Annotated in this window: 18 protein-coding genes; 10 read left to right on the plus strand and 8 right to left on the minus strand. The window is 72.6% G+C overall.

Annotated elements, in window-relative coordinates:
- The first annotated feature begins 3 nt into the window (after positions 1-3).
- The 3 genes from EP26_RS01395 to EP26_RS01405 all read left to right on the plus strand — a co-directional run bounded on the left by EP26_RS01395 (position 4) and on the right by EP26_RS01405 (position 3,954).
- Positions 4-972 carry a Bug family tripartite tricarboxylate transporter substrate binding protein gene (locus tag EP26_RS01395; RefSeq protein WP_052388662.1) on the plus strand — a complete coding sequence of 323 codons (969 nt, stop codon included), beginning with the start codon at positions 4-6 and terminating at the stop codon, positions 970-972.
- Positions 973-976: 4 nt separating this feature from the next.
- Positions 977-2,677 carry a dihydroxy-acid dehydratase gene (locus tag EP26_RS01400; RefSeq protein ID WP_043334901.1) on the plus strand — a complete coding sequence of 567 codons (1,701 nt, stop codon included), beginning with the start codon at positions 977-979 and terminating at the stop codon, positions 2,675-2,677.
- 101 nt (positions 2,678-2,778) lie between these two features.
- On the plus strand, positions 2,779-3,954 hold the full coding sequence (locus EP26_RS01405) for a M20 aminoacylase family protein (RefSeq protein ID WP_043334903.1): 1,176 nt from the start codon (positions 2,779-2,781) through the stop codon (positions 3,952-3,954).
- Here EP26_RS01405 and EP26_RS01410 read toward each other — a convergent pair.
- Complete coding sequence (locus EP26_RS01410) at positions 3,951-4,562, minus strand: glutathione S-transferase family protein (protein WP_043334905.1); 612 nt, start codon at positions 4,560-4,562, stop codon at positions 3,951-3,953. The two genes, EP26_RS01405 and EP26_RS01410, sit on opposite strands and share 4 nt — an antisense overlap.
- A gap of 179 nt (positions 4,563-4,741) precedes the next feature.
- Here EP26_RS01410 and EP26_RS01415 point away from each other — a divergent pair, with 179 nt between their 5' ends.
- The 5 genes from EP26_RS01415 (at position 4,742) to EP26_RS01435 (ending at position 11,091) form a co-directional block, all read left to right on the plus strand.
- A complete protein-coding gene (locus EP26_RS01415) occupies positions 4,742-6,733 on the plus strand; it encodes a putative bifunctional diguanylate cyclase/phosphodiesterase (RefSeq protein WP_052388663.1) in 1,992 nt (663 codons plus the stop codon).
- Between the two features lie 30 nt (positions 6,734-6,763).
- Positions 6,764-7,090 carry an NIPSNAP family protein gene (locus tag EP26_RS01420; protein ID WP_043334907.1) on the plus strand — a complete coding sequence of 109 codons (327 nt, stop codon included), beginning with the start codon at positions 6,764-6,766 and terminating at the stop codon, positions 7,088-7,090.
- Position 7,091: 1 nt separating this feature from the next.
- The gene (gene speB, locus EP26_RS01425) at positions 7,092-7,997 is read left to right on the plus strand and encodes an agmatinase (RefSeq protein ID WP_043334911.1); all 906 of its coding nucleotides are present in this window, start codon (positions 7,092-7,094) and stop codon (positions 7,995-7,997) included.
- Between the two features lie 347 nt (positions 7,998-8,344).
- The gene (locus tag EP26_RS01430) at positions 8,345-9,577 is read left to right on the plus strand and encodes a type III PLP-dependent enzyme (protein ID WP_043334914.1); all 1,233 of its coding nucleotides are present in this window, start codon (positions 8,345-8,347) and stop codon (positions 9,575-9,577) included.
- Between the two features lie 95 nt (positions 9,578-9,672).
- Positions 9,673-11,091 carry a homospermidine synthase gene (locus EP26_RS01435; RefSeq protein WP_043334916.1) on the plus strand — a complete coding sequence of 473 codons (1,419 nt, stop codon included), beginning with the start codon at positions 9,673-9,675 and terminating at the stop codon, positions 11,089-11,091.
- Between the two features lie 6 nt (positions 11,092-11,097).
- Here EP26_RS01435 and EP26_RS01440 read toward each other — a convergent pair whose 3' ends face one another.
- The 7 genes from EP26_RS01440 to EP26_RS01470 form a co-directional block, all read right to left on the minus strand.
- Positions 11,098-12,429: a sensor histidine kinase gene (locus EP26_RS01440; protein WP_043334919.1), complete on the minus strand. Its 1,332-nt coding sequence runs from the start codon at positions 12,427-12,429 to the stop codon at positions 11,098-11,100.
- A gap of 5 nt (positions 12,430-12,434) precedes the next feature.
- A complete protein-coding gene (locus EP26_RS01445) occupies positions 12,435-13,094 on the minus strand; it encodes a response regulator transcription factor (RefSeq protein ID WP_211259346.1) in 660 nt (219 codons plus the stop codon).
- Complete coding sequence (locus tag EP26_RS01450; RefSeq protein ID WP_043335135.1) at positions 13,094-13,399, minus strand: PepSY domain-containing protein; 306 nt, start codon at positions 13,397-13,399, stop codon at positions 13,094-13,096. Before EP26_RS01450 ends, EP26_RS01445 begins: the two co-directional genes overlap by 1 nt.
- 214 nt (positions 13,400-13,613) lie before the next feature.
- Entirely contained in the window at positions 13,614-14,735 is a 1,122-nt protein-coding gene (locus EP26_RS01455; protein ID WP_043334922.1) for a glycosyltransferase, read from the minus strand.
- A complete protein-coding gene (locus tag EP26_RS01460; RefSeq protein ID WP_043334923.1) occupies positions 14,732-15,619 on the minus strand; it encodes a hypothetical protein in 888 nt (295 codons plus the stop codon). Before EP26_RS01460 ends, EP26_RS01455 begins: the two co-directional genes overlap by 4 nt.
- Positions 15,616-17,007, minus strand: coding sequence for a glycosyltransferase (locus EP26_RS01465; RefSeq protein ID WP_043334924.1), 1,392 nt, complete (start codon positions 17,005-17,007; stop codon positions 15,616-15,618). The genes EP26_RS01460 and EP26_RS01465 overlap by 4 nt, the downstream gene beginning before the upstream one ends.
- The gene (locus EP26_RS01470; RefSeq protein WP_211259347.1) at positions 17,007-17,882 is read right to left on the minus strand and encodes a LysR family transcriptional regulator; all 876 of its coding nucleotides are present in this window, start codon (positions 17,880-17,882) and stop codon (positions 17,007-17,009) included. Before EP26_RS01470 ends, EP26_RS01465 begins: the two co-directional genes overlap by 1 nt.
- 100 nt (positions 17,883-17,982) lie before the next feature.
- On the opposite strand from EP26_RS01470, the gene EP26_RS01475 reads away from it, so the two are divergent.
- Together EP26_RS01475 and EP26_RS01480 are read left to right on the plus strand one after the other, a co-directional pair.
- Positions 17,983-18,387, plus strand: coding sequence for a 4-oxalocrotonate tautomerase (locus EP26_RS01475; RefSeq protein ID WP_043334925.1), 405 nt, complete (start codon positions 17,983-17,985; stop codon positions 18,385-18,387).
- A gap of 40 nt (positions 18,388-18,427) precedes the next feature.
- A complete protein-coding gene (locus EP26_RS01480; protein WP_157033371.1) occupies positions 18,428-19,714 on the plus strand; it encodes a hypothetical protein in 1,287 nt (428 codons plus the stop codon).
- Positions 19,715-19,760 lie beyond the last annotated feature (46 nt).

Here is a 19,760-nt window from a genome sequence, read left to right on the forward strand (position 1 = left end):
GCCATGGCGAAGATCGGACGGCGAGGGTTGATCGCGGCGGGCGGGGCAATGGCGGCGCCGGCCCTGGCCCAGGCGCCATGGCCGGCCGCGCAGACCGTCGCGGTCGTCATCCCCTATGCGCCGGGCGGGGCCTCGGACGTGATCGGCCGGCTGGTGACGCAGACCCTGTCGGAGCGGCTGGGCGGCACCTTCGTCATGGACCACAAGCCCGGCGCCTCGACCAGCCTCGCCGCCCGGCTCGTGGCGCGGGCGAAGCCGGACGGGATGACCCTGCTGCTCGGCACCATCGCCACCTTCACCCTGACGCCGCTGGCGCTGCGCAACCCGGGCTATGACCCGCTGGCCGATTTCGTCCATGTCACCCAGGTCTGCGAGACGCTCTCCGTGCTCGTCGCCCATCCGCGCTGGGCGAGCTTTGAGGCGCTGATCGCGGCTGCCAGGGCGAAGCCGGACTCCCTCTCCTACGCCACCTGGGGCGTCGGGACGACGGCGCACCTGCCGATGCTCGACCTGCTTGGCCGGGTCGGGGCGGAGATGCTGCACGTCCCCTATAATGGCTCGCCGCCCGCGATGACGGACACCATCGCCGGGCGGACGGATTGCATGTTCGCCCTCTATGCCGCCTGCAAGGGCCATCTGGAGGAAGGCCGGCTGAAGGGCCTCGCCCAGCCCGTCGCCACGCGCCCGGCGGCGATCCCCGACGTGCCGACCTTCGCCGAGCTCGGCATCCCCGATTTCGTCTATACCGGCTGGTACGGCGTGCAGGCCCCGGCGGGCACGCCGCGCACCATCACAGAGCGGATCGAGCGGGCGCTGACCGAGGGCCTGGCCGAGCCGCGCATCCAGGCCTTCATGGCGACGCAGGGAATCGGGCCCTCCCCCATGGGCGGCGCCGCGGCCGTTGCGCGGATCGAGCGCGAATTGCCACAGAACCGCACACTGATGCAGCGTGCGGGCCTCAGCCCGGAGTAGTCCCGTGACCAAAGCGCCCCATGGCCTGTCCCGCAACGCCGCCAATTACGGCGACCGGGAATTCGCCTTCTACCTGCGCCGCAGCTTCGCCGCCTCCATGGGCTATTCCCGCACCATGCTGGAGAAGCCGGTGGTCGGCATCGCCGATACCGCCTCGGACTACAACAACTGCCACCGCAACGTCCCCGAGATGATCGAGGCGGTGAAGCGCGGCGTGCTGGCGGCGGGCTCCCTCCCCCTCGCCTTCCCGACGGTCAGCCTCTGCGAGCCCTCGCTGACGCCGACCTCCATGCACTACCGCAACCTCATGGCGCTCGACACAGAGGCGATGCTCTCCGCCCAGCCGATGGATGCGGCGGTGCTGATCGGCGGCTGCGACAAGACCGTGCCCGCCCAGCTCATGGCCGCTGCCAGCGCCGACATCCCCTGCGTGATGCTCGTCACCGGCCCGATGCTGGCGCAGCGCTTCGAGGGTGAGCGCCTCGCCGCCTGCACCGACTGCCGCCGCTACTGGGCGCGCTACCGGGCGGGCGATGTCTCCGCCGAGCGCATCGGCCAGATCGAGGGCAAGCTGGCGACGAGCGCCGGCACCTGCGGCGTGATGGGCACCGCCTCCACCATGGCCTGCATCGCCGCCGCGCTCGGCTTCATGCCGCTGATGGCCGCCTCGGCGCCCGCCGTGCATGCCGACCGCCTGCGCTTCGCCGAGGAGGCCGGGGAACTCGCCGTCCGCCTCATCACCCATCCGGTGAAGCCCTCGCAGCTCATCACCGAGAAGAGCGTCGAGAATGCGCTCCGCGTCCTGCTGGCGCTCGGCGGCTCGACCAACGCGCTGATCCACCTGACGGCGATCGCCGGCCGGGCGGGCGTGAAGATCGACCTCAAGCGGCTCGATGCCCTCTCCGAGGAGACGCCGGTGCTGGTCGACCTGAAGCCGACCGGCGAGGGCTATATGGAGGACTTCCATGCCGCCGGCGGCATGGTCGCCCTGCTGCGCGAACTCAAGGATCTGCTCCACCTCGACTGCATCGACATCACCGGCCAGACGCTCGGCGAGGCGATCGATGCCGGCACGCCCTATGTGGATCGCGCCATCATCCGCGCCCGCGGCGAGCCGGTGAGCCCGGTCGGCGGCCTCGTCTCGCTCTTCGGCAGCCTGGCGCCGGAAGGGGCGATCCTCAAGCGGAGCGCCGCCACCCCGGCCCTCTTCGAGACCGAGGCGCGCTGCATCGTCTTCGACGGCCTCGCCGACCTCGCCGACCGGATCGACGACGACGCCCTCGACGTGACGCCGCAGGACATCCTCATCCTGAAGAATGCCGGGCCGCTGACCCCGGCCGGGATGCCGGAGGCCGGCTACCTGCCGATCCCGAAGAAGCTGGCGCGGGCCGGCGTCAAGGACATGGTACGGATGAGCGACTGCCGCATGTCGGGGACGGCCTTCGGCACCATCGTGCTGCACATCACGCCCGAGGCGGCAGCGGGCGGGCCGCTGGCGCTGGTCGAGACGGGGGACCGGGTGCGGCTCTCGGTCGCGGAACGGCGGCTCGATCTGCTGGTCGAGGAGAGCGAGCTTGCGCAGCGGCGCGCGAAGTGGACGCCGCCGGAGCGGCCGAAGCGGGGGTGGGACAAGCTCGTCCACGAGCAAGTGTTGCAGGCGACGGAGGGGGTGGATCTGGCCTTTCTCCGGCCCGAAGGGGTGTAGAGCGGGGGCTCTGCCCCCGCGCCCCCGCCGGGGGGAAAGCTTCCCCCCGGGCCCCGCCGTCAGTATAGCTGCGCGATAATATTCGACCGGGGCGCAGAGACATGCCGATCCTCAACCGCATCGCCGACTTCCATGCCGAGATGACGGCCTGGCGGCGGGACTTCCACGCCCATCCCGAGATCGCCTTCGAGGAGGTGCGCACCAGCGGCATCGTCGCAGAGAAACTGCGTGAATTCGGCTGCGACGAGGTCATCACCGGCATCGCCAAGACCGGCGTCGTCGGCGTCATCCACGGCCAGGGCGGGCCGGGCCGCGCCATCGGCCTCCGCGCCGACATGGACGCGCTGCCGATCCAGGAGCAGACCGGCCTGCCGCACGCCTCCACCTCCCCTGGCAAGATGCACGCCTGCGGCCATGACGGCCACACCACCATGCTGCTCGGCGCCGCCAAGTACCTCGCCGAGACGCGCAATTTCCCCGGCACCGTCTACGTCATCTTCCAGCCCGCCGAGGAGGCCGGGGGCGGCGGCAACGTCATGGTGCAGGAGGGGCTGTTCGAGCGCTTCCCCATGGAGCGCGTCTTCGGCATGCACAACTGGCCGGGCGCGCCGGAGGGCAGCTTCTGGTGGCGCGAGGGGCCGATCATGGCGGCGACCGCGCAGATCGAGATCGTCGTCACCGGCAAGGGCGCGCATGGCGCCATGCCGCACCAGGGCAACGACCCGGTGGTGGTCGCGGCGCAGATCGTCACCGCGCTGCAGTCCATCGTCGCCCGCAATGTCGAGCCGGCGGAATCGGGCGTCATCACCATCGGCCGCATCCAGGGCGGCGACACCTGGAACGTCATCCCCGAGCAGGTGACCCTCTTCGGCACCGCCCGCTGGTTCAAGCCCGAGGTGGGGGACCTGCTGGAGCGGCGCTTCCTCGAGATCGCGACCGGCATCGCGACAGCCTTCGGCGCCACGGCGAAGGCCGTCTTCGACCGCGGCTACCCCGCGACGATCAACGAGCCCGTCAGCACGGCGCTGACCGTCGAGGCGGCGCGCGCCATCGCCGGCGAGGCGAAGGTGCAGGAGATGCCGAAGCCCACCATGGGCGGCGAGGACTTCTCCTTCATGCTGAACGCCAAGGACGGCAGCTACATCATGCTCGGCGCCGGGCGGGGGCCTGCCGATCCGCAGGTCCACCACCCGAAATACGACTTCAACGACGCCGTCCTGCCGATCGGCGCCAGCTACTGGGCGCGACTGGCCGAGGACGTGCTGGCGAAGGCTTAAGCCTTCGCCGAAGGCCGCGCGGCCATCATCGCGTGATGCGCGGTGATGGCCCCGAGCTTCGGGTCGATCGGCTGGCCGACCCCGGCGCCGAAGTCGAGGAAGGCGAAGAGCATGATGTCGGCGAGGCTGAACCGGTCGCCGCACACATAGCGCCGCCCGGCGATCAGCCCGTCGAGCCAGGCCAGCCGCTCCCGCGCGGTCGCCTTCAGGTCGTCGGCGGCCTGGGGGATGCAGCGGATCCGGTTCTCGAACAGCTTCAGCCCCTCGGCGAAGCGGAAGCCGTTGAGCATCGGCTCGACGATGTTGAGGTCGATGCGGCGCGTCCACATCCGCGTCTCGGCCCGCTCCAGCGGCGTCGTGCCGATCAGCGAGGCGCCGGGGGTGACCTCGTCGAGGTATTCGCAGATGGCGGTGATTTCGGCGAGCACCGTGCCGTCGTCGAGTTCGAGGCAGGGCATCTGCCCGGCCGGATTCTTCGCCAGGTAAGGCGGCTGGCGGTTCTCGCCGCCGCGCAGGTCGACGGTGGTCTTCGGCAGCTCGATGCCGCGCTCGGCCATGAAGATGCGGACAACGCGCGGATTCGGCCCGATCGAATCGTGAAGCAGCATGTGTTTCTATCCTCCCTTGGTGAATCAGATCAGACGACCGGATAAGGTCATCTGGTCGACGGAACCTGCTCATTGAAACGCCGACCTGAACTGCACTCCGTGCGCCGGTGCGAACGGGGCGCGCTTTCGTAACCGGGTAACTCGCCGGTGACGAGTTCGTCCTATAGTTGAGAAACGTCATGATGTTCCTCAGACCGAACACCAGCCCGGCCGGCGCCATCTTAACCCCACCCCTGCACGGGGCGGAAAGCGGGGGGAATGCCGCGTCCTGGCAGGAGGATGAGGCGGCCGCGCTGGCCGCGCCGCTCTTCGACCGGCTGGCCTCGCTCTGCGTCGGCCATGTCGCGCCGCTGTCGCTATGCCTCTTCGTCACCACGCGGACGGAGAGCACCTGGCCCTACGCCTGCCTGGTGCTCGACCTGCTGCTGCTGCTGCTGCGCGTCGCCGTGGTGGTCGGCTACCGGCGGCAACCGTCGCCGAGCCCGGCCGAAACGCTGCGGGCGGCGCGGCGCTACTTCGCCGTGGGCATCGCCTGGGCTTTGGCGACGGGGGCTTTCTGCAGCCTTTCCTATCTCCTCGTCGACGACGAAGCGACGCGCATCCTCTCCGCCACGCTCTCGATGGGCACGGTCGGCGGCATCGCCTCGCGCAACGCGACGACGCCGCGCTTCGCCATCGCCCAGATCACCTCCCTGCTGCTGCCGCAAATGGCCGTCGATATGTCGCTGGGTGGCTGGTACTGGACCAAGGTGACGATGGAGGCGATCTATTTCATTGCCCTCTGCTCCATCGTCCGCCGGCACCATGCGGATATCCGCCGGACCTTGCAGGCGCAGCGCGAGCGGGCGGAGCTGGCGCGGCGCAGCGAGCACCTCGCGCGGCATGACGCGCTGACCGGCCTGCCCAACCGGGCCATGTTCCAGGACGCCATGGCGCGGGCTGTGGGCGGGCTGCCGGAGGCCGGCTTCGCCATCTTCTATCTCGATCTCGACCGGTTCAAGGAGGTGAACGACAGCCTCGGCCATGCCGTCGGCGACCGGCTCCTGCGCGAGGTGGGCGCGCGGATCCGAACATGCCTGCGCCCAGGCGACCTGGTGGTGCGGCTGGGCGGCGACGAATTCGCCGCACTCCTGCCCGGTGCCCCGGCGGAGGCGATCACGGCCCTGGCGAGGCGGCTCATCGAGGCGGTCGGCGAGGACTACGCCATTGACGGCAACCGCGTCGCCGTCGGGGCCAGCATCGGCATCGCCCTGGCGCCGCGGGATGGGCAGAATGCGGACCTGCTGCTCCGCCATGCCGACATGGCGCTCTATGCGGCGAAGGAGGCGGGGCGGGCCACCTGGCGCTTCTTCGACCCGGGCATGGCGGAGCGGCTGAAAGCCCGGCGCAGCCTCGCCGCCGATCTGCGGCAGGCGCTGCCACGGGGGGAGCTGGAGCTGTATTTCCAGCCGGTGCTGCGCATCGATGGCGGGCTGCTCGGCTTCGAGGCGCTGCTGCGCTGGCGGCATCCGCAGCGGGGCATGGTGCCGCCCGGGGAGTTCATCCCTCTGGCCGAGGAATGGGGCCTCATCGCCGGGATCGACGCCTGGGTGCTGCGCCGGGCCTGCGCCGAGGCGGCGCATTGGCCGGCGCCCTACCAAGTCGCCGTCAACCTCTCGCCGGCGCAGCTCGATGGCCGAGATCTCATCGGCATTGTCGCCGCGGCGCTGGCGGGTTCGGGGCTGGCACCGTCGCGCCTGGAGCTCGAGATCACCGAGGCGGTGGTTCTGGGCGAAAGCCAGCGTACGATCGACCTGCTGCGGCGGCTGCGCGAGATGGGCGTGCGGGTGGCGCTCGACGATTTCGGCACCGGCTACTCCTCGCTCGGCTATCTGCGCAGCTTGCCGCTCGACACGCTGAAGATCGACCGCAGCTTCGTCCGCGATCTCGGCCAGTCCGGGACGGCGGCGCCGATCCTACGGGCCATCGCCAGCATGGCGGAGACGCTGGGGCTGGCGACCACCGCCGAGGGGGTGGAAACCGAGGCACAGCTCGCGCAGCTGCGGGAGCTCGGGGTGGCGCAGGTGCAGGGCTACCTCTTCGGCCGGCCCTGTCCGACCTCGGATGTGCCCGGGGTGATCGCGGCCCTGACCAGGCCGGTGGCGCTTCGCGTCGAGGCCGGGGCGGGTTAGGCTGCTCGCTCCCAAGGGAGGACCAAGGCGATGATCCATGAGCTGCGCATCTATCACTGCGTGCCCGGCCGGCTGCCGGCGCTGCTGAAGCGCTTCGAGACCATCACGCTGAAGCTCTGGGAGAAGCACGACATCAGGCAGGCCGGCTTCTGGACGGTGCTGGTCGGCTCCTCCAACCAGGACCTCTACTACCTGCTGCAATGGGACAGCCTCGCCGAGCGCGAGCAGAAGTGGAACACCTTCGCCACCGACCCGGAATGGCTGACGGCGCGGGCGAAGACCGAGGAGGACGGCCAGATCGTCGCCTCGGTCGAGAACCTGCTGCTGGCGCCGACCGCATTCTCGGCGGTGAAGTAGCATGGCGGGCCCGCCGACCTTCGCCACCCCGCCGGGCTTTCTCGGCATCGAGCGGCGGGAGGCGGGCGCGACCTATGTGGTGGCGGGGGTGCCGATGGATATCGGCACCACCAACCGCGCCGGCACGCGCGACGGGCCGGCGGCGATCCGACGCGCGAGCCGCATGCTGGTGGACGGCGTGCATCCTGCGCATTGGGTCGATCCCCGCGACCTCGACATCGCCGATATCGGCGAGTTCGCCATCGCGCTCGGCGACATCCCCGGCAGCCTCGCGTTGATCGAGCGGCAGGCGGCTTCCTGCCGGCACCTTGTCGCGCTCGGTGGCGAGCATGGCATCACCCTGCCCCTGCTGCGGGCGCTGTCGAAGCGGCTCGGCGGGCCGGTCGGGCTGCTGCATTGCGATGCCCATGTCGATACCTGGGCGGATAATTTCGGCCAGGCCTATGCCCATGGCTCGCCCTTCTATCATGCGATCCGCGAGGGGTTGGTCGATCCGAGCCGGATGATACAGGTGGGAATCCGCTCGCCGGTGGACCGGGCGACCTGGGACTGGACCATCGGCCATGGCGTCACCATCGTCACCGGGCAGGAGGCGCAGGAGCTGGGGCCGGCGGCGCTCGCCGAGCAGGTGCGCGCGGTGCTCGGCGCCGGGCCTTCCTACCTCTCCTTCGACATCGACTGCCTTGACCCGGCCTTTGCCCCGGGGACGGGCACGCCCGAGATCGGCGGCCTCGCCTCCTGGCAGGCGCAGGGGCTGATCCGGCGGCTGCGCGGCATCGATTTCCGCGGGATGGATGTAGTCGAGGTCTCGCCCGCCTATGACGACGGCGAGATCACGGCGCTGGCGGCGGCGACGCTGGCCTGGGAATATCTCGCCTTGCAGGCTCTCGACCGGCAAGATTCCTGAAAGCTTTCGCCCTTCCCGGCGGCCATGCCGGCAGAACGGGCGAGCCCCGGAAAAAAGACATGGCAATCCGGGGCGGAAGCCACTATTTATCCGGTCGCGGTCGCTGAAGGGCGGCCGCTGGCGCTATCGCACGTGCCGCGAGCCCCAGCCGCCTGATGGCCGGGGCACAGCAACGACGGGACGCGTCCTTTTCGTCCATGCCGGCCGCAGGGGTTGTTCCCTTTGGCCGGGGCCGTGAGGGATCTGCCTATGTTGCTCGAACGGGTCGCCGCGATGCGAAGTCCGCTGCGCATCGCCTGAAGCCGGGCCCAGCCCCCGTCTCCTCTCGCTCTCCAGGATCGCGCCACATGTCCCTGCTCCGCACCCGTGCGGCGGTCGCCCCGCTGCGCCGCCGCCTCGACGACGCCCTGACCGCCCTGCCCTCCGTCGATGCCCTGGTCGCCGTCGAGCGGCCGGAGGAGCCGATGCACTGCCTGCGCCCGGCCGCCATCGCCGAGGCCTCCGCCGCCTTCGTCGCCGGCTTCCCGGGCGAGGTGCTCTATGCGGTGAAGTGCAACCCGGAGCCCGCCGTGCTGCGCGCAGTCTGGGAGGGCGGCGTGCGCCACTTCGACTGCGCCTCGGCCAATGAGGTGGCGCTGGTGCGGGCGATGTTCCCCGAGGCCGGCATCCATTTCATGCACCCGATCAAGGCGCGCGGGGCCATCCGCGCCGCCTGGGGCGAGCATGGCGTGCGCGACTTCGTGCTCGACAGCGCAGCGGAGCTCGACAAGATCCTCGCCGAAACCGGCGTGGGCGCGGCGGAGGGCCTCGGCCTCTTCATCCGCCTCGGCCTGCCGAAGGGCACGGCGATGCTCGACCTCTCCGGCAAGTTCGGCGCCGAGCCGGAGGAGGCGGTGGCCCTGCTGCGCGCCGCGCGTCCCCATGCCGCGCGCCTCGGCCTCTGCTTCCATGTCGGCTCGCAGATGATGGACCCGCTCGCCTGGCGGCAGGCCATGGCGCTGGCCGGCGAGGTCATCCGCGAGGCCGGCGTACCGGTGGAGGTGATCGATGTCGGCGGCGGCTTCCCGGTCGCCTATCCAGGCATCGAGCCGCCCCCGCTCGGCGCCTTCTTCGCCGAGATCGAGGCGAGCTTCGAGGCGCTGGACCTGCCGGGCGCCGTGCTCTGGTCCGAGCCGGGCCGCGCCCTGGTCGCCGGCGGCGGCTCGGTCGTGGTGCAGGTGCAGGGCCGCCGCGGGCGTGACCTCTACCTGAACGACGGCGTCTACGGCGCGCTCTCCGATGCCGGCGTGCCGGGCTTCACCTTCCCGGTGCGGCTGATCCGCCTGGAAGGCCCGGCTCCCGCCCCGGCGGCCGAGGATTTCGTCTTCTTCGGCCCGACCTGCGACAGCGCGGACCGGATGAAGGGCCCCTTCCCGCTCCCCGCCGATATCCGCGAGGGCGACTGGATCGAGATCGGCCAGCTCGGCGCCTATGGCGCCTGCCTGCGCACCGCCTTCAACGGCTTCGACCGGGCCCGCCTGGTCGAGGTCCGCGACCGGCCGATGATCGAGGCCGACGCGGAAGTTTCACTGGCCGCCTGAGCCAGGCTGCGCGTTCTCCCCCTGACGACCCGGCCCCCCTCCCTTGCGGAGGGGACCGGCCCTTTTGTTGCGTGCCTCGAAGGAGTCCTCCCCCGATGATCCATGCCCGCTTCCCCGGCCGCCTCGTCATGCTCGGCTTCGGCAGCATCGGCCAGGGCGTCCTGCCGCTGATCCTCCGCCACATCGACATCAAGCGGGAGGACATCACCATCGTCACCGCCGAGGAGCGCGGGCGCGAGGTCGCGGCGGAATACGGCATCCGCTTCGTGGTGGAGGCGGCGACGCGCGAGAACTACCGCGACCTGCTGACCCCGCTGCTGCGTCGCGGCGACTTCCTGCTCAACCTCTCGGTCGACGTCTCCTCCGTCGCGCTGATGCAGCTCTGCCAGGAGCTCGACGTCCTCTATCTCGACACCGTCATCGAGCCCTGGACCGGCGGCTACACCGACACCTCGCTCACCCCTTCGCAGCGCTCCAACTACGCGATGCGCGAGTCAGCGATCGCGTTGCGCGAGGCGGCGCAGGGCGGGCCGACCTCGGTGACGGCGCATGGCGCGAATCCCGGCCTGGTCAGCCATTTCGTCAAGCAGGCGCTGCTCGACATCGCCCGCGACACCGGCGCGCCCATCGCCGCGCCGCCGCCGGCCGCCGACCGCGCCGCCTGGGCGCGCATCGCGCACGACCTTGGCATCAAGGTGATTCACATCGCCGAGCGAGACACCCAGGTCGCCGACCGGCCCAAGAAGCCGGGCGAGTTCGTCAACACCTGGTCGGTGGACGGCTTCGTCGGCGAGGGCTGCCAGCCGGCCGAGCTCGGCTGGGGCACGCATGAGAAGGCGCTGCCAGCGGACGGCCACCGCCACGGCTTCGGCTGCGACGCCGCGATCTACCTGATGCGCCCCGGCGCCAGCACGCGCGTCCGCACCTGGACGCCGCTGGAGGGGCCCTTCCACGGCTTCCTCATCACCCATAACGAGAGCATCTCGCTCGCCGACTACTACACGCTGCGCGACGAGGCCGGACAGGTCGTCTACCGCCCGACCGCCCACTACGCCTACCACCCCTGCGACGACGCCGTGCTCTCCGTCCACGAGCTGGCCGGCAAGAACTGGGAGATGCAGCCCGAGAAGCGGCTGATGACGGACGAGATCGTCCGTGGCATGGACGAGCTGGGCGTGCTGCTGATGGGCCACAGGAAGGGCGCCTACTGGTACGGCTCCCGCCTCACCATCGAGGAGGCACGCAAGCTCGTCCCGCACAACAACGCCACCTCGCTCCAGGTGACGGTCGCCGTGTTGGCCGGCGTCATCTGGGCGATGGAGAACCCGCGCCGCGGCGTCGTCGAGGCGGACGAGATCGACCACCAGCGCGTGCTGGAGATCGCCCGGCCCTATCTCGGCGAGGTGGTCGGTGCCTATTCCGACTGGACGCCCTTGCAGGACCGCGCCCGCCTCTTCCCCGAGACGCTGGATACGGAGGACCCCTGGCAGTTCTCCAACATCCGCGTGGCCTGAGCGGGGTCAGCGCGCCGGCAAGGTCAGCCGGGCGCGCAACCCGCCCGACGGCGCGGCCTCCAGCGCGAGGCCGCCGCCATGCAGCTCGACGAGGTCGCGGACGATGGCAAGTCCGAGTCCACTCCCCGGCGCTGCCTCGTCCAGCCTGACGCCGCGCGCCAGCACCCGCTCGCGCTCATCCTCCGGCAGGCCCGGCCCGTCATCCTCGACGGCAACGGCCACCGACCCGCCCTCACGCGCGACATGCAGCGCCACCGCCCGCCGGGCCCACTGGCAGGCATTCTCCATCAGGTTGCCGAGCATCTCGGCGAGGTCCTGCGGATCGACGCCGACGCGGGCGCGGGCATCGCCCCCGGCCTCGATCGCCAGCCCCTCGTTGCCCGGCAGCCGGCGAAGGGCCCGCGCGATGTCCTCGCCGATGGCGAGCGGCAGCGCGCCCGGCCCATGCGCGCCGGACAGCGCCGCGGCCCGCGCCCGGCGCAGATGGTGCTGCACCAGCCGCTCCATCGCCAGCGCCTCGCCGCGCAGCACGGCGAGGTCCGGCGGCGCGGCATCGAGCGCGGCCCGCTGCACCGCGAGCGGCGTTTTCAGCGCATGCGCGAGGTTGCCGAGATGCGCCCGCGCGCGTTCCACCGTCGCCCGGTTCTGGCGGAGCAGCGCATCGATCTCCTCCAGCAGCGGCGCGATCTCGCTCGGCGCGGCGAGCGCGGCAAGATCCTCCCGCTCGCCCGCACGCAGTTCGGCGACCGCCTGCCGCGCCTGCCGCAGCGGCCTCAACCCCAACACCACCTGCAGCACCGTCCCTGCCACCAGCCCGAGCCCGAGCAGCCCGAAGCCGAGGCCGATCAGCCAGCGCAGCCGCCGCACCTCGCCATCGACGCGCCCCCGCGCCATGGCGGCCTGGACCAGCAGCGGCGGCCCGCCATCCGGCGTCACAACCGCCCGCTCGGCGAGGCGCAGCGGCTCGCCGCGCGGCCCCGTCACGTCGCGGAGGCGCGGCCCGGCCTCCGCCGCCGCCTCGAACTCCGGCAGATGCGCATCCCAGAGCGAGCGCGAGGCCGCACGGCCGCCACCGGGCGTGGCGATCTGCCAATAGGCGCCGGCGAAGGGCTGCTCCAGATCGGGGTCGGAAACCGGCCGCTCCAGCCGCGGCCGCCCATCCGGCCCACGCGCGGCCGCCCCCGCCACGCGGTCGAGCAGCCCGAGCACCCGCGCATCGAAGCCGCGCAGCACCTGGTCGCTGGCGATGCCGAGGATCAGCCATCCCGCCACCACCAGCCCGAGCGCCACCCAGAGCGCCGACAGCGCCGCGAGGCGCAGGGTGAGCGAGCGGAACACCGCGCTCAGCCGGCCGCCAGCCGGTAGCCCTGGCCGCGCAGCGTCTCGATCAGCGCCGGGTCCAGCTTCCGCCGCAGCCTTCCGACCACGACTTCCAGCGTGTTGGAGTCTCGGTCGAAGTCCTGGGCGTAAAGATGCTCGGTCAGCTCCGTCTTGGAGACGACGCGCCCGGGCCTATGCGCCAGATAGGCCAGCAGGCGGAATTCCAGCGCCGTCAGCCGCACCGGCATGCCCTGCCAGGCGACGCTGCCCGCCGCGGTGTCGAGGCTGAGGCCGCCGACCGCGATCATCGGCTGGGCGAGGCCGTTGGCGCGGCGGACGAGCGCACGCAGCCGGGCCAGCAGCTCCGCCATGGCGAAGGGCTTGGCGAGGTAGTCGTCCGCTCCGGCATCGAGGCCGGCGACCTTCTCCGTCCAGCTGTCGCGGGCAGTGAGGATCAGCACCGGCATCGCCCGCCCGCCCGCCCGCCAGCGGCGCAGTACGGAGAGTCCGTCGAGCCGCGGCAGGCCGAGATCGGGCACCACCGCGTCATAGGCCTCGGTGTCGCCGAGGAAGTGTGCCTCCTCCCCATCCGGCGCGACATCGACGGCGAAATGCGCGGCGACCAGTGCCTCGCGGAGCTGCGCGGCCAAGGCTGCGCTGTCCTCGGCGACGAGCACGCGCATCAGCGGCGCTCCTGCACGGGGCCGCGGGTCTCGGTCACCGCGCCGGTCGCGGCATCCATCTTCACCCGGTACATGCGGCCGGAGGGCGGCAGCAGCTTGAACTCGTAGACCCAGCGCCCATCGTCGCGGTCGAGGACGGTATCGACCACCTGGCCGACGAAGCGCCGCTCCAGCTCGGCGAGGATGCGCGAGAGCGGGCGGATCTCGCCACGCTCGACGGCGGCGCGGGCGCGGTCCTGGTCGTCGTCATCCGCGCGCGCGGCCAGCGGCAGGAGCAGCAGGGCGAGGAGGCTTCGGCGCAGCATCGCGCGAGGCTGCGGCGCCGAAGCTGAACCGCGGCTGAACGGCCGGCTCAGCCCCGGTTCAGCCAGCGGATGCGAGAAGCACGTCATCGAATGCCCCACCGGGAGATATCCACCATGACCATGATCGATCCGGCGATGCTCGGCCTCGGCCTTTTCCTCCTCGCCTGCGGCGCGGTGCCGGCGCTGCTGGCGCTGCGGGCGGAGCGGGCGGGGCTCACGCCGCGAGCGCCCGCAGCCGCGCCGCCAGCGCATCCTGCGCCTCGGCCAGCTCGGCCGCATAGCGCAGCGCGAGCCGGCGCGAGGCTAGTCGCAATTCCCGGCGGAAGGCCTCGCTCGCACGGTATTCCCGCATCAGCGTGACCAGCGCCGCGGCATCGGCGCAGCGATGGCCGGGATGCTCGGCATTGAGGCCGGCGAAGGCATCCGCCGTGCCGAGCACCGGGTTGCCGAAGGCCAGCGCCTCCACCGTCTTCACCTTGAGGCCGGTGCCACCGGCCATCGGGTTCAGCACGCAATCGACGGCCGCATAGAAGGCGGCCACCTCCGCCACATGGGGCATCAGCCGCGGCCGGGAGGCGAGGCGGATATCCTGGCGGCGAAGGACGCGGCCGGCCAGCAGCCAGGGCAGCTCCGGCGCCCCGGCCAGCGCCGTGTCGAGGGCGCGGAGCGCGGCAAGGTTCCACGGATTGGCGCTGCCGAGATAGCCGAAGGGGACCAGCGGCTCCGGCTGCGGCCCGGCGAGGAAGCGGAGCGGCGGCATATGGCCGAGCACCGCGACCTCCGCCCCGCCGCGCCGGCGCAGCTCCTCCGCCTCCTCCCCCTGGATGGCGAGCACGAGGTCGGCCCGGTCGAGCCCGCGGCGTTCCTCGGCGATGGTGGTGAAGAACCAGGAGGGATCGAGCCCCTGCGCCCGCGCCACCGCATCGCGCCCGCCGAACAGGTCATGCGTGTCGAGGATGCGGAAGGCGCCGCCCGCCCCCTCCAGCGCGGCGGAGAGCCAGACATAGTTCACCAGCACCGCATCGTAGCGGCGGACGCGCTGCAGGGCGGCGAGCCGCTCCGCCAAGTCCGGCGGGCACCAGTCGTCGATGCCCCAGCCGCCGGGCAGGCTCGGCTCGCCGATGACGGCGGGCGGCAGCTCGTGGAAACCGTGCCAGAAGCCGGCCATGGCGGCGCGCTGGCCCGGCGTGCTGCCCTCCGTGGCGAAGTGGAGGAATTCGCAGCGGATGCCCCGCGCCATCAGCGCCGTGCCGAGCGCCTGGATACGCGCCGCATTGCCCTGGTCCGCAGGGTGGGAGGCGATGGGCGAGAGGATGAGCAGGCGCGGCGCCCTCATGGCCACCCCTCCAACGTGACGAGACGGAGGCCGGGCGGCGCGCCATCGCGCCAGGCGAGGCCGAGCACGGGCGCGCGGCCCGCCGGCGTCTCGATGCTGGCGACGAGGCCGCCGGGGACGGCGCGGGCCGGCACCCGCAACCCATCGAGGAAAAGCCCTGCCGGCCCCGGTTCCGCCCCGGTGAAGTTCAGTCGCAAGCGCCAGCGCCGCGGCAGCAGCGCGCCGGGCAGCAGCCGCAGCTGCCGGACGCCGCCGAGCGGCAGCCCCTCCGGCCCACCGAGTTCCGCGAGGTCATGCGGCATGGCGGCGGCGGGCAGCAGGAGGTCGGGGATATGGCCCGGCGGGGGTGCGAGCAGCAGCAGGCTCGCATGGCGGGCGGAGAGTCTGCGCCCACCCAGCTGCCATCCCGGCCCGGCAAGGCTGGCAGCGGCAGCGCCCAGACGGTCGAAGACCTCGGCCAGGCGCAGCTCGGACAGCAGCAGGTCGAGGCGTTCCGGCGCATCCTCGCGCCCGACGACGAACAGGATGCGGCCGAGCCCCTCCGGTAGGGGCGCCTCGCCGGCGCCGCCGACCACCAGGGTGAGGCTGGCACCCGGCACCGGGGCGGCAACGGGCGTCCAGGCGACGCGGTCGCGGGCGGCCTCCCAGGCGGGGTCGGGCTCGGCATCGGCGACGGGGTCGAGGCCGAGCAGTGGGCGCCCCTGCTGGCGGAAGCGGCCGAGCAGGGCGCGTTCCGCCGGGTCGAGCGCCGCCGCATCCGCGATGCCGGCCCTGGTGCCGGGCAGCCATGGCAGCAGCGCCCCGAGCGGCAGGCCAAGGTCGCGGGCGACGAGGCCCGGCAGGGCGCGGGCCAGCAGGGCGGCAAGCAGCGGCGCAGCGCTCATGCCGGCAGCTGGAGGTCGAGCAGCAGCCCCCTCCCTTCCAGTCTGACGCCACGAAGCTCCGCGCCGGGCGGCAGCAGGGCCTCGGCAAGGCCGCCGGGGGCGAGGCTGAGCGCCGCCAGCGCCGCGGGATCATCGAGCTCGAGGCGCAGCCGGCACGGGCCCGAACGGCCGTCGAGGGCGGCGGCGATCAGCACCCGGTCGGCGGCGAGACGAAGCAAGGTCGGAGGCTCGGCGGCCGGCGGCGGGCGGCCCTCCGCGGCGCCGATCGCGGCCCGGTAGCGGGCGGCGACGGCAGGGAGCGCCATCTCCGCCTCGGCATGGGCACGGCCGGCGGCGCCGATGGCGCGGGCCCGCTCCGGCGCGGCGGCCAGCGCCGCCAGGGCCTCGGCCAAGGCCCGGGCACCGCCGGCCAACGGCAGATGAAGCACCGCCTCGCCCGGCAGCTCGGCGAAGGCGCCGGTGCGGGAAACGATGCAGCAGGTGCCGGCCGCCAGCGCCCGGGCGAGCGAGCCAGAACTCTCGCCGGTCGAGGGGAAGCGCAGGTTCACCAGCACATCGGCGGCGGCGATATGCGCATCGAACTCATCGCCCGGCAGGTGGCCGGTGACGTGGGAACGGCTGCCGATGCGTCCGGTGAGCGCGGCCGGCACCTCGCCGGCATGGATCCAGCGCAGAGCGGGCAGCCCCTCCAGCGCCGCCAGCACCCAGTCGAGGCGCTTGGCCAGCGAGGCGAAGCCCGCGGTGACGACCAGGAACTCCCCCGCGCCGATGCCGAGCCGGGCGCGCGCCTCGGCACGCGCCGGCGGCCTGCCGGGCGGCAGCAGGTGGGGGATGACCTCGACATGCGCCGTCGCCGCCTCGCCATGGGTCAGGCGCAGGCGCCTGCGAGCGAAGCGGGAGTGGACGATGACCGCACGCGACCGCGCCAGCACCTCCCCGGCCAGGTCGAAGAGCAGGTGGTTGGCACGGGTGGAAAGGCCATGCTCCCGCAGCTGCCGCGCATAGGTCGCGGCGAGGCCGGGCACCGCATGGCGCATTCCGGCGAGGATGGTCGCGCGATCCTCCCCCGTCGACTCATAAAGATGCAGCAGGCCCGGATCGTGCAGGACGGTAACGCCGGGCCGCGCCCGCAGCGCCTGCAACACGAAGCCATGGCCGGGATTGTTGCCGATCTGGTAGAGGCGCCGCCGCCCCTCCCCCGGCAGGCGATGGGCCAGCGCCATATCGACCACCGGGATGCCGGCAGGGGCTTCGGCCAGCCAGTCCTCGCCCGCGGCGGCGCAGTCGTAATGCGCGGCGAGGCCGGGGAGCAGCGCGGCGGCGTAGTCGGCGATGCCGTTCCGCGCCGGCGGCAGCGGGCTGACCATCAGGAGGGGCGGGCGATCCATCACCGGCCATTTGCCTGCGAAGGCGGCACTTCGCCAAGGCTCGCGCGCAGGCCGGCGGCGAGCGCCCGGATCGCCGCGGCCAGGGCGGGCGACCCGCTGCGGGCAAGCATGACGATCTCCGAAGGCGGCAGCGCCGGCAGGCCGAGCGCCGGGCCGCGATCCGGTGCCCCGCCGGCGGCGATGCGGCCCATCGGCGCGATGCCGAGCCCGGCCTCGGCCCCGGCCACCAGCGCCGCGCAGCTGCCGCCCACGAAGCTTTCGCGCCAGGGCAGGCCGGCGCGGTCAAGCGCGCGGATGGCGGCGCTGCGCACCCCGCAGGCCGGGCCAAGGGTGGCCAGCGGCACCGGCTCTCCGGGGGCAAGGCGCAACCCCTCGGCACCGCGCCAGCCGAGCGGGTCCTGCCCAAGCACTTCCCCATCCGCGCCGGCGGCTTCCCGGCGGACCAGCGCGGCATCGCAGTCGCCGGCCTCGAAGCGGGCGTGGACCTCCTGCGAGAGGCCGGTGCGGAGGGAGAGGACTGCGCCATGCGGCAGCGCGGCGCGCAGGCGGCGGAACAGCCCCTCCAGCCCGAGGCCGATCGCATGGTCGCTGGCCCAGAGCGTGAAGCGGAGGGGCGGCGCCTCGTCGAGATTGAGGGCCGCGTCATGCGCGGCGAGCAAGGCGCGGGCAGGTCCGAGGAAGGCGCTGCCGGCGGCGGTCGGGCGGACGAAGCGTGGGCTCCGTTCCAGCAGGCGGCGGCCGAGCCGGCCTTCGAGCGCCTTCAGCCGCTGGCTCACCACGGGCTGCACCGTGCCTGCGGCTTCAGCGGCGCGGGTGAGGCTGCCGAATTCGACGGCGAGGAGGAAGAGACGGACGGACTCAAGGTCGAGCATCATAGAGTTTTACTATGATAGAAAGTACGCTACATAGCGTTTCGATAGGGGAGACGCCGGCGCAGATTGGCCTTCGGGATCACCAACTGAAGGAGACCATCCCATGCCCATGATCGGCATCCGCTACGTCACCCCCTCCCCCCGCTCCGGCCTGCAAGCCGAGGTGGCGGCGCTGGCTGCCCGCCTCGCTGCCGAGCATCTCGGCAAGGATCCCAGCGTCACCGCCGTCCTCGCCGAGCCGGCGCGGCCGGAGGACTGGTTCATCGCCGGGCAGCGGCCGGCCGAAGCGGGGCTCGGCGCCTTCTGGCTCGACATCAAGGTGACCGCGGGGACCAACACCAAGGCGGAGACGACCCGCTTCGTCGCCGCCGCCTTCGCCGGCATGGCGGCGCTGCTCGGGCCGTTGCACAAGGAGAGCTATGTCCTCGTCCATGCCGCGGATGGCGACGCCTATGGCTATGGCGGCCGCACCCAGAACGGCCGCTGGGCGGCTGCGAACCCGGGGTGATCGCTGGACGCGCCGCGCGGCTGAATGGTAGCGACGCCGTGTGACGGATGATGCAACGCCTCCCCTGCTGGTGGTCGGCGCCGGCCGGGACGGGCTGCGGCTGCGGGCGCTGAGCCCCTTCCGGCCAGAGGCGCCGGTCCGCGCCTGGTGCCGCGGGATCGAGGTGGGCAGCCTCGCTCTCGCCGCGCCGGTCGAGCCGGGCACGGTGCTCACCCTGCCCATCGCCCGCCTCCCATGCGTGCCGCTGCCCGCGATGCTGCGCATCGCCGCCGCCGTCGAGGGGCCGGAGCTGGCCGACCCCTGGCCCGTGGCCACACCGGCCGAGGCCGCGGCGCTGCTCGGCCCCTCGCGCCCGCGAATCGAGGATCTACGCCTCGACTACGGCATGCTGCGCGGGACCGGCATCGAGCGGGTCAACGGCCTGCTGCAGCCGGCGCTGCATGCCGTCATCAATGGCGGCACGGTGCGGACGGTGCAGGCGGAAGCGCCGGTGCCGCTGGCCGAGGGCGGCTGCGCCTTCCGCTTCGCCCTCGCCCTGGAGCCGGCCGACCTCACCAGCAGCGGCATCGAGGTGACGCTGCATGCCACGGGCGGCCAAGCCGTGCTGGCGCGCTTCGCCCTCGGGCCGAGCCTGCCGGGGGCAGAGCGGCTGGCCGAGATCGAGGCGCGGTTGCTGCGGCTGGAACAGGCCGGGGAAGCGGTCCTGTTGGCCGGGCAGGCGATGCTGGAGCGGCAGTTGCGGATGCAGCAGGACCGCATCGACGCCTTCATCGATGCCGCGGCGACGCTGCTGCTCGACCGCCTGGCCGGCGACGAGACGCCCGCCGCCGCGCTCCGCCGGCTGATTGCCGCCGCCACGCCCGAGCCGGTCGAGGATGCCCCGGCCACCGCCATCGGGGGAACGGAGGCGGTGCTGGCGCCCCGCGACCCGGCCTTCGACCTCGGCTGGCATGGGGCGGAGGAGGATGCGGAGGGCCCGTTCCGTTGGATGACCTTGCAGGGGCTGCTGCGCAACCCGGCGCCGCTGCGCCCGGTCGCCTTCGCGGTGCTGGAGGTCGGGCACCTCTACGGCGCCCCGGCGCCGGTGCTGGAGGCGAGTTTCGACGGCACGCCCTGCCTGGTCGAGGCCAAGCGGCGCGGTCCGCACCACTTCTCGCTCCGCATCGCGCCGCCTGGGGGGCCGATGCCCTGCCGCGTGCTGCGGCTGCAATCCCGCGCCGGCGGCTCGCCGCTGGAGGATGGCGTCAGCGGGGATGAGCGGGTGCTCTCCATCGCCGTCACGGGCGCCGCCTTCCACTATGCCGAGGCCCCGGCCACGCCGCGTTGACCGGCCGCCGCTTTGGGCCGACCCTGCCGATCCTGGACGGAGGAGA

Origin of the sequence: Belnapia moabensis DSM 16746 (assembly GCF_000745835.1) — a bacterium.
Lineage (GTDB): Bacteria > Pseudomonadota > Alphaproteobacteria > Acetobacterales > Acetobacteraceae > Belnapia > Belnapia moabensis.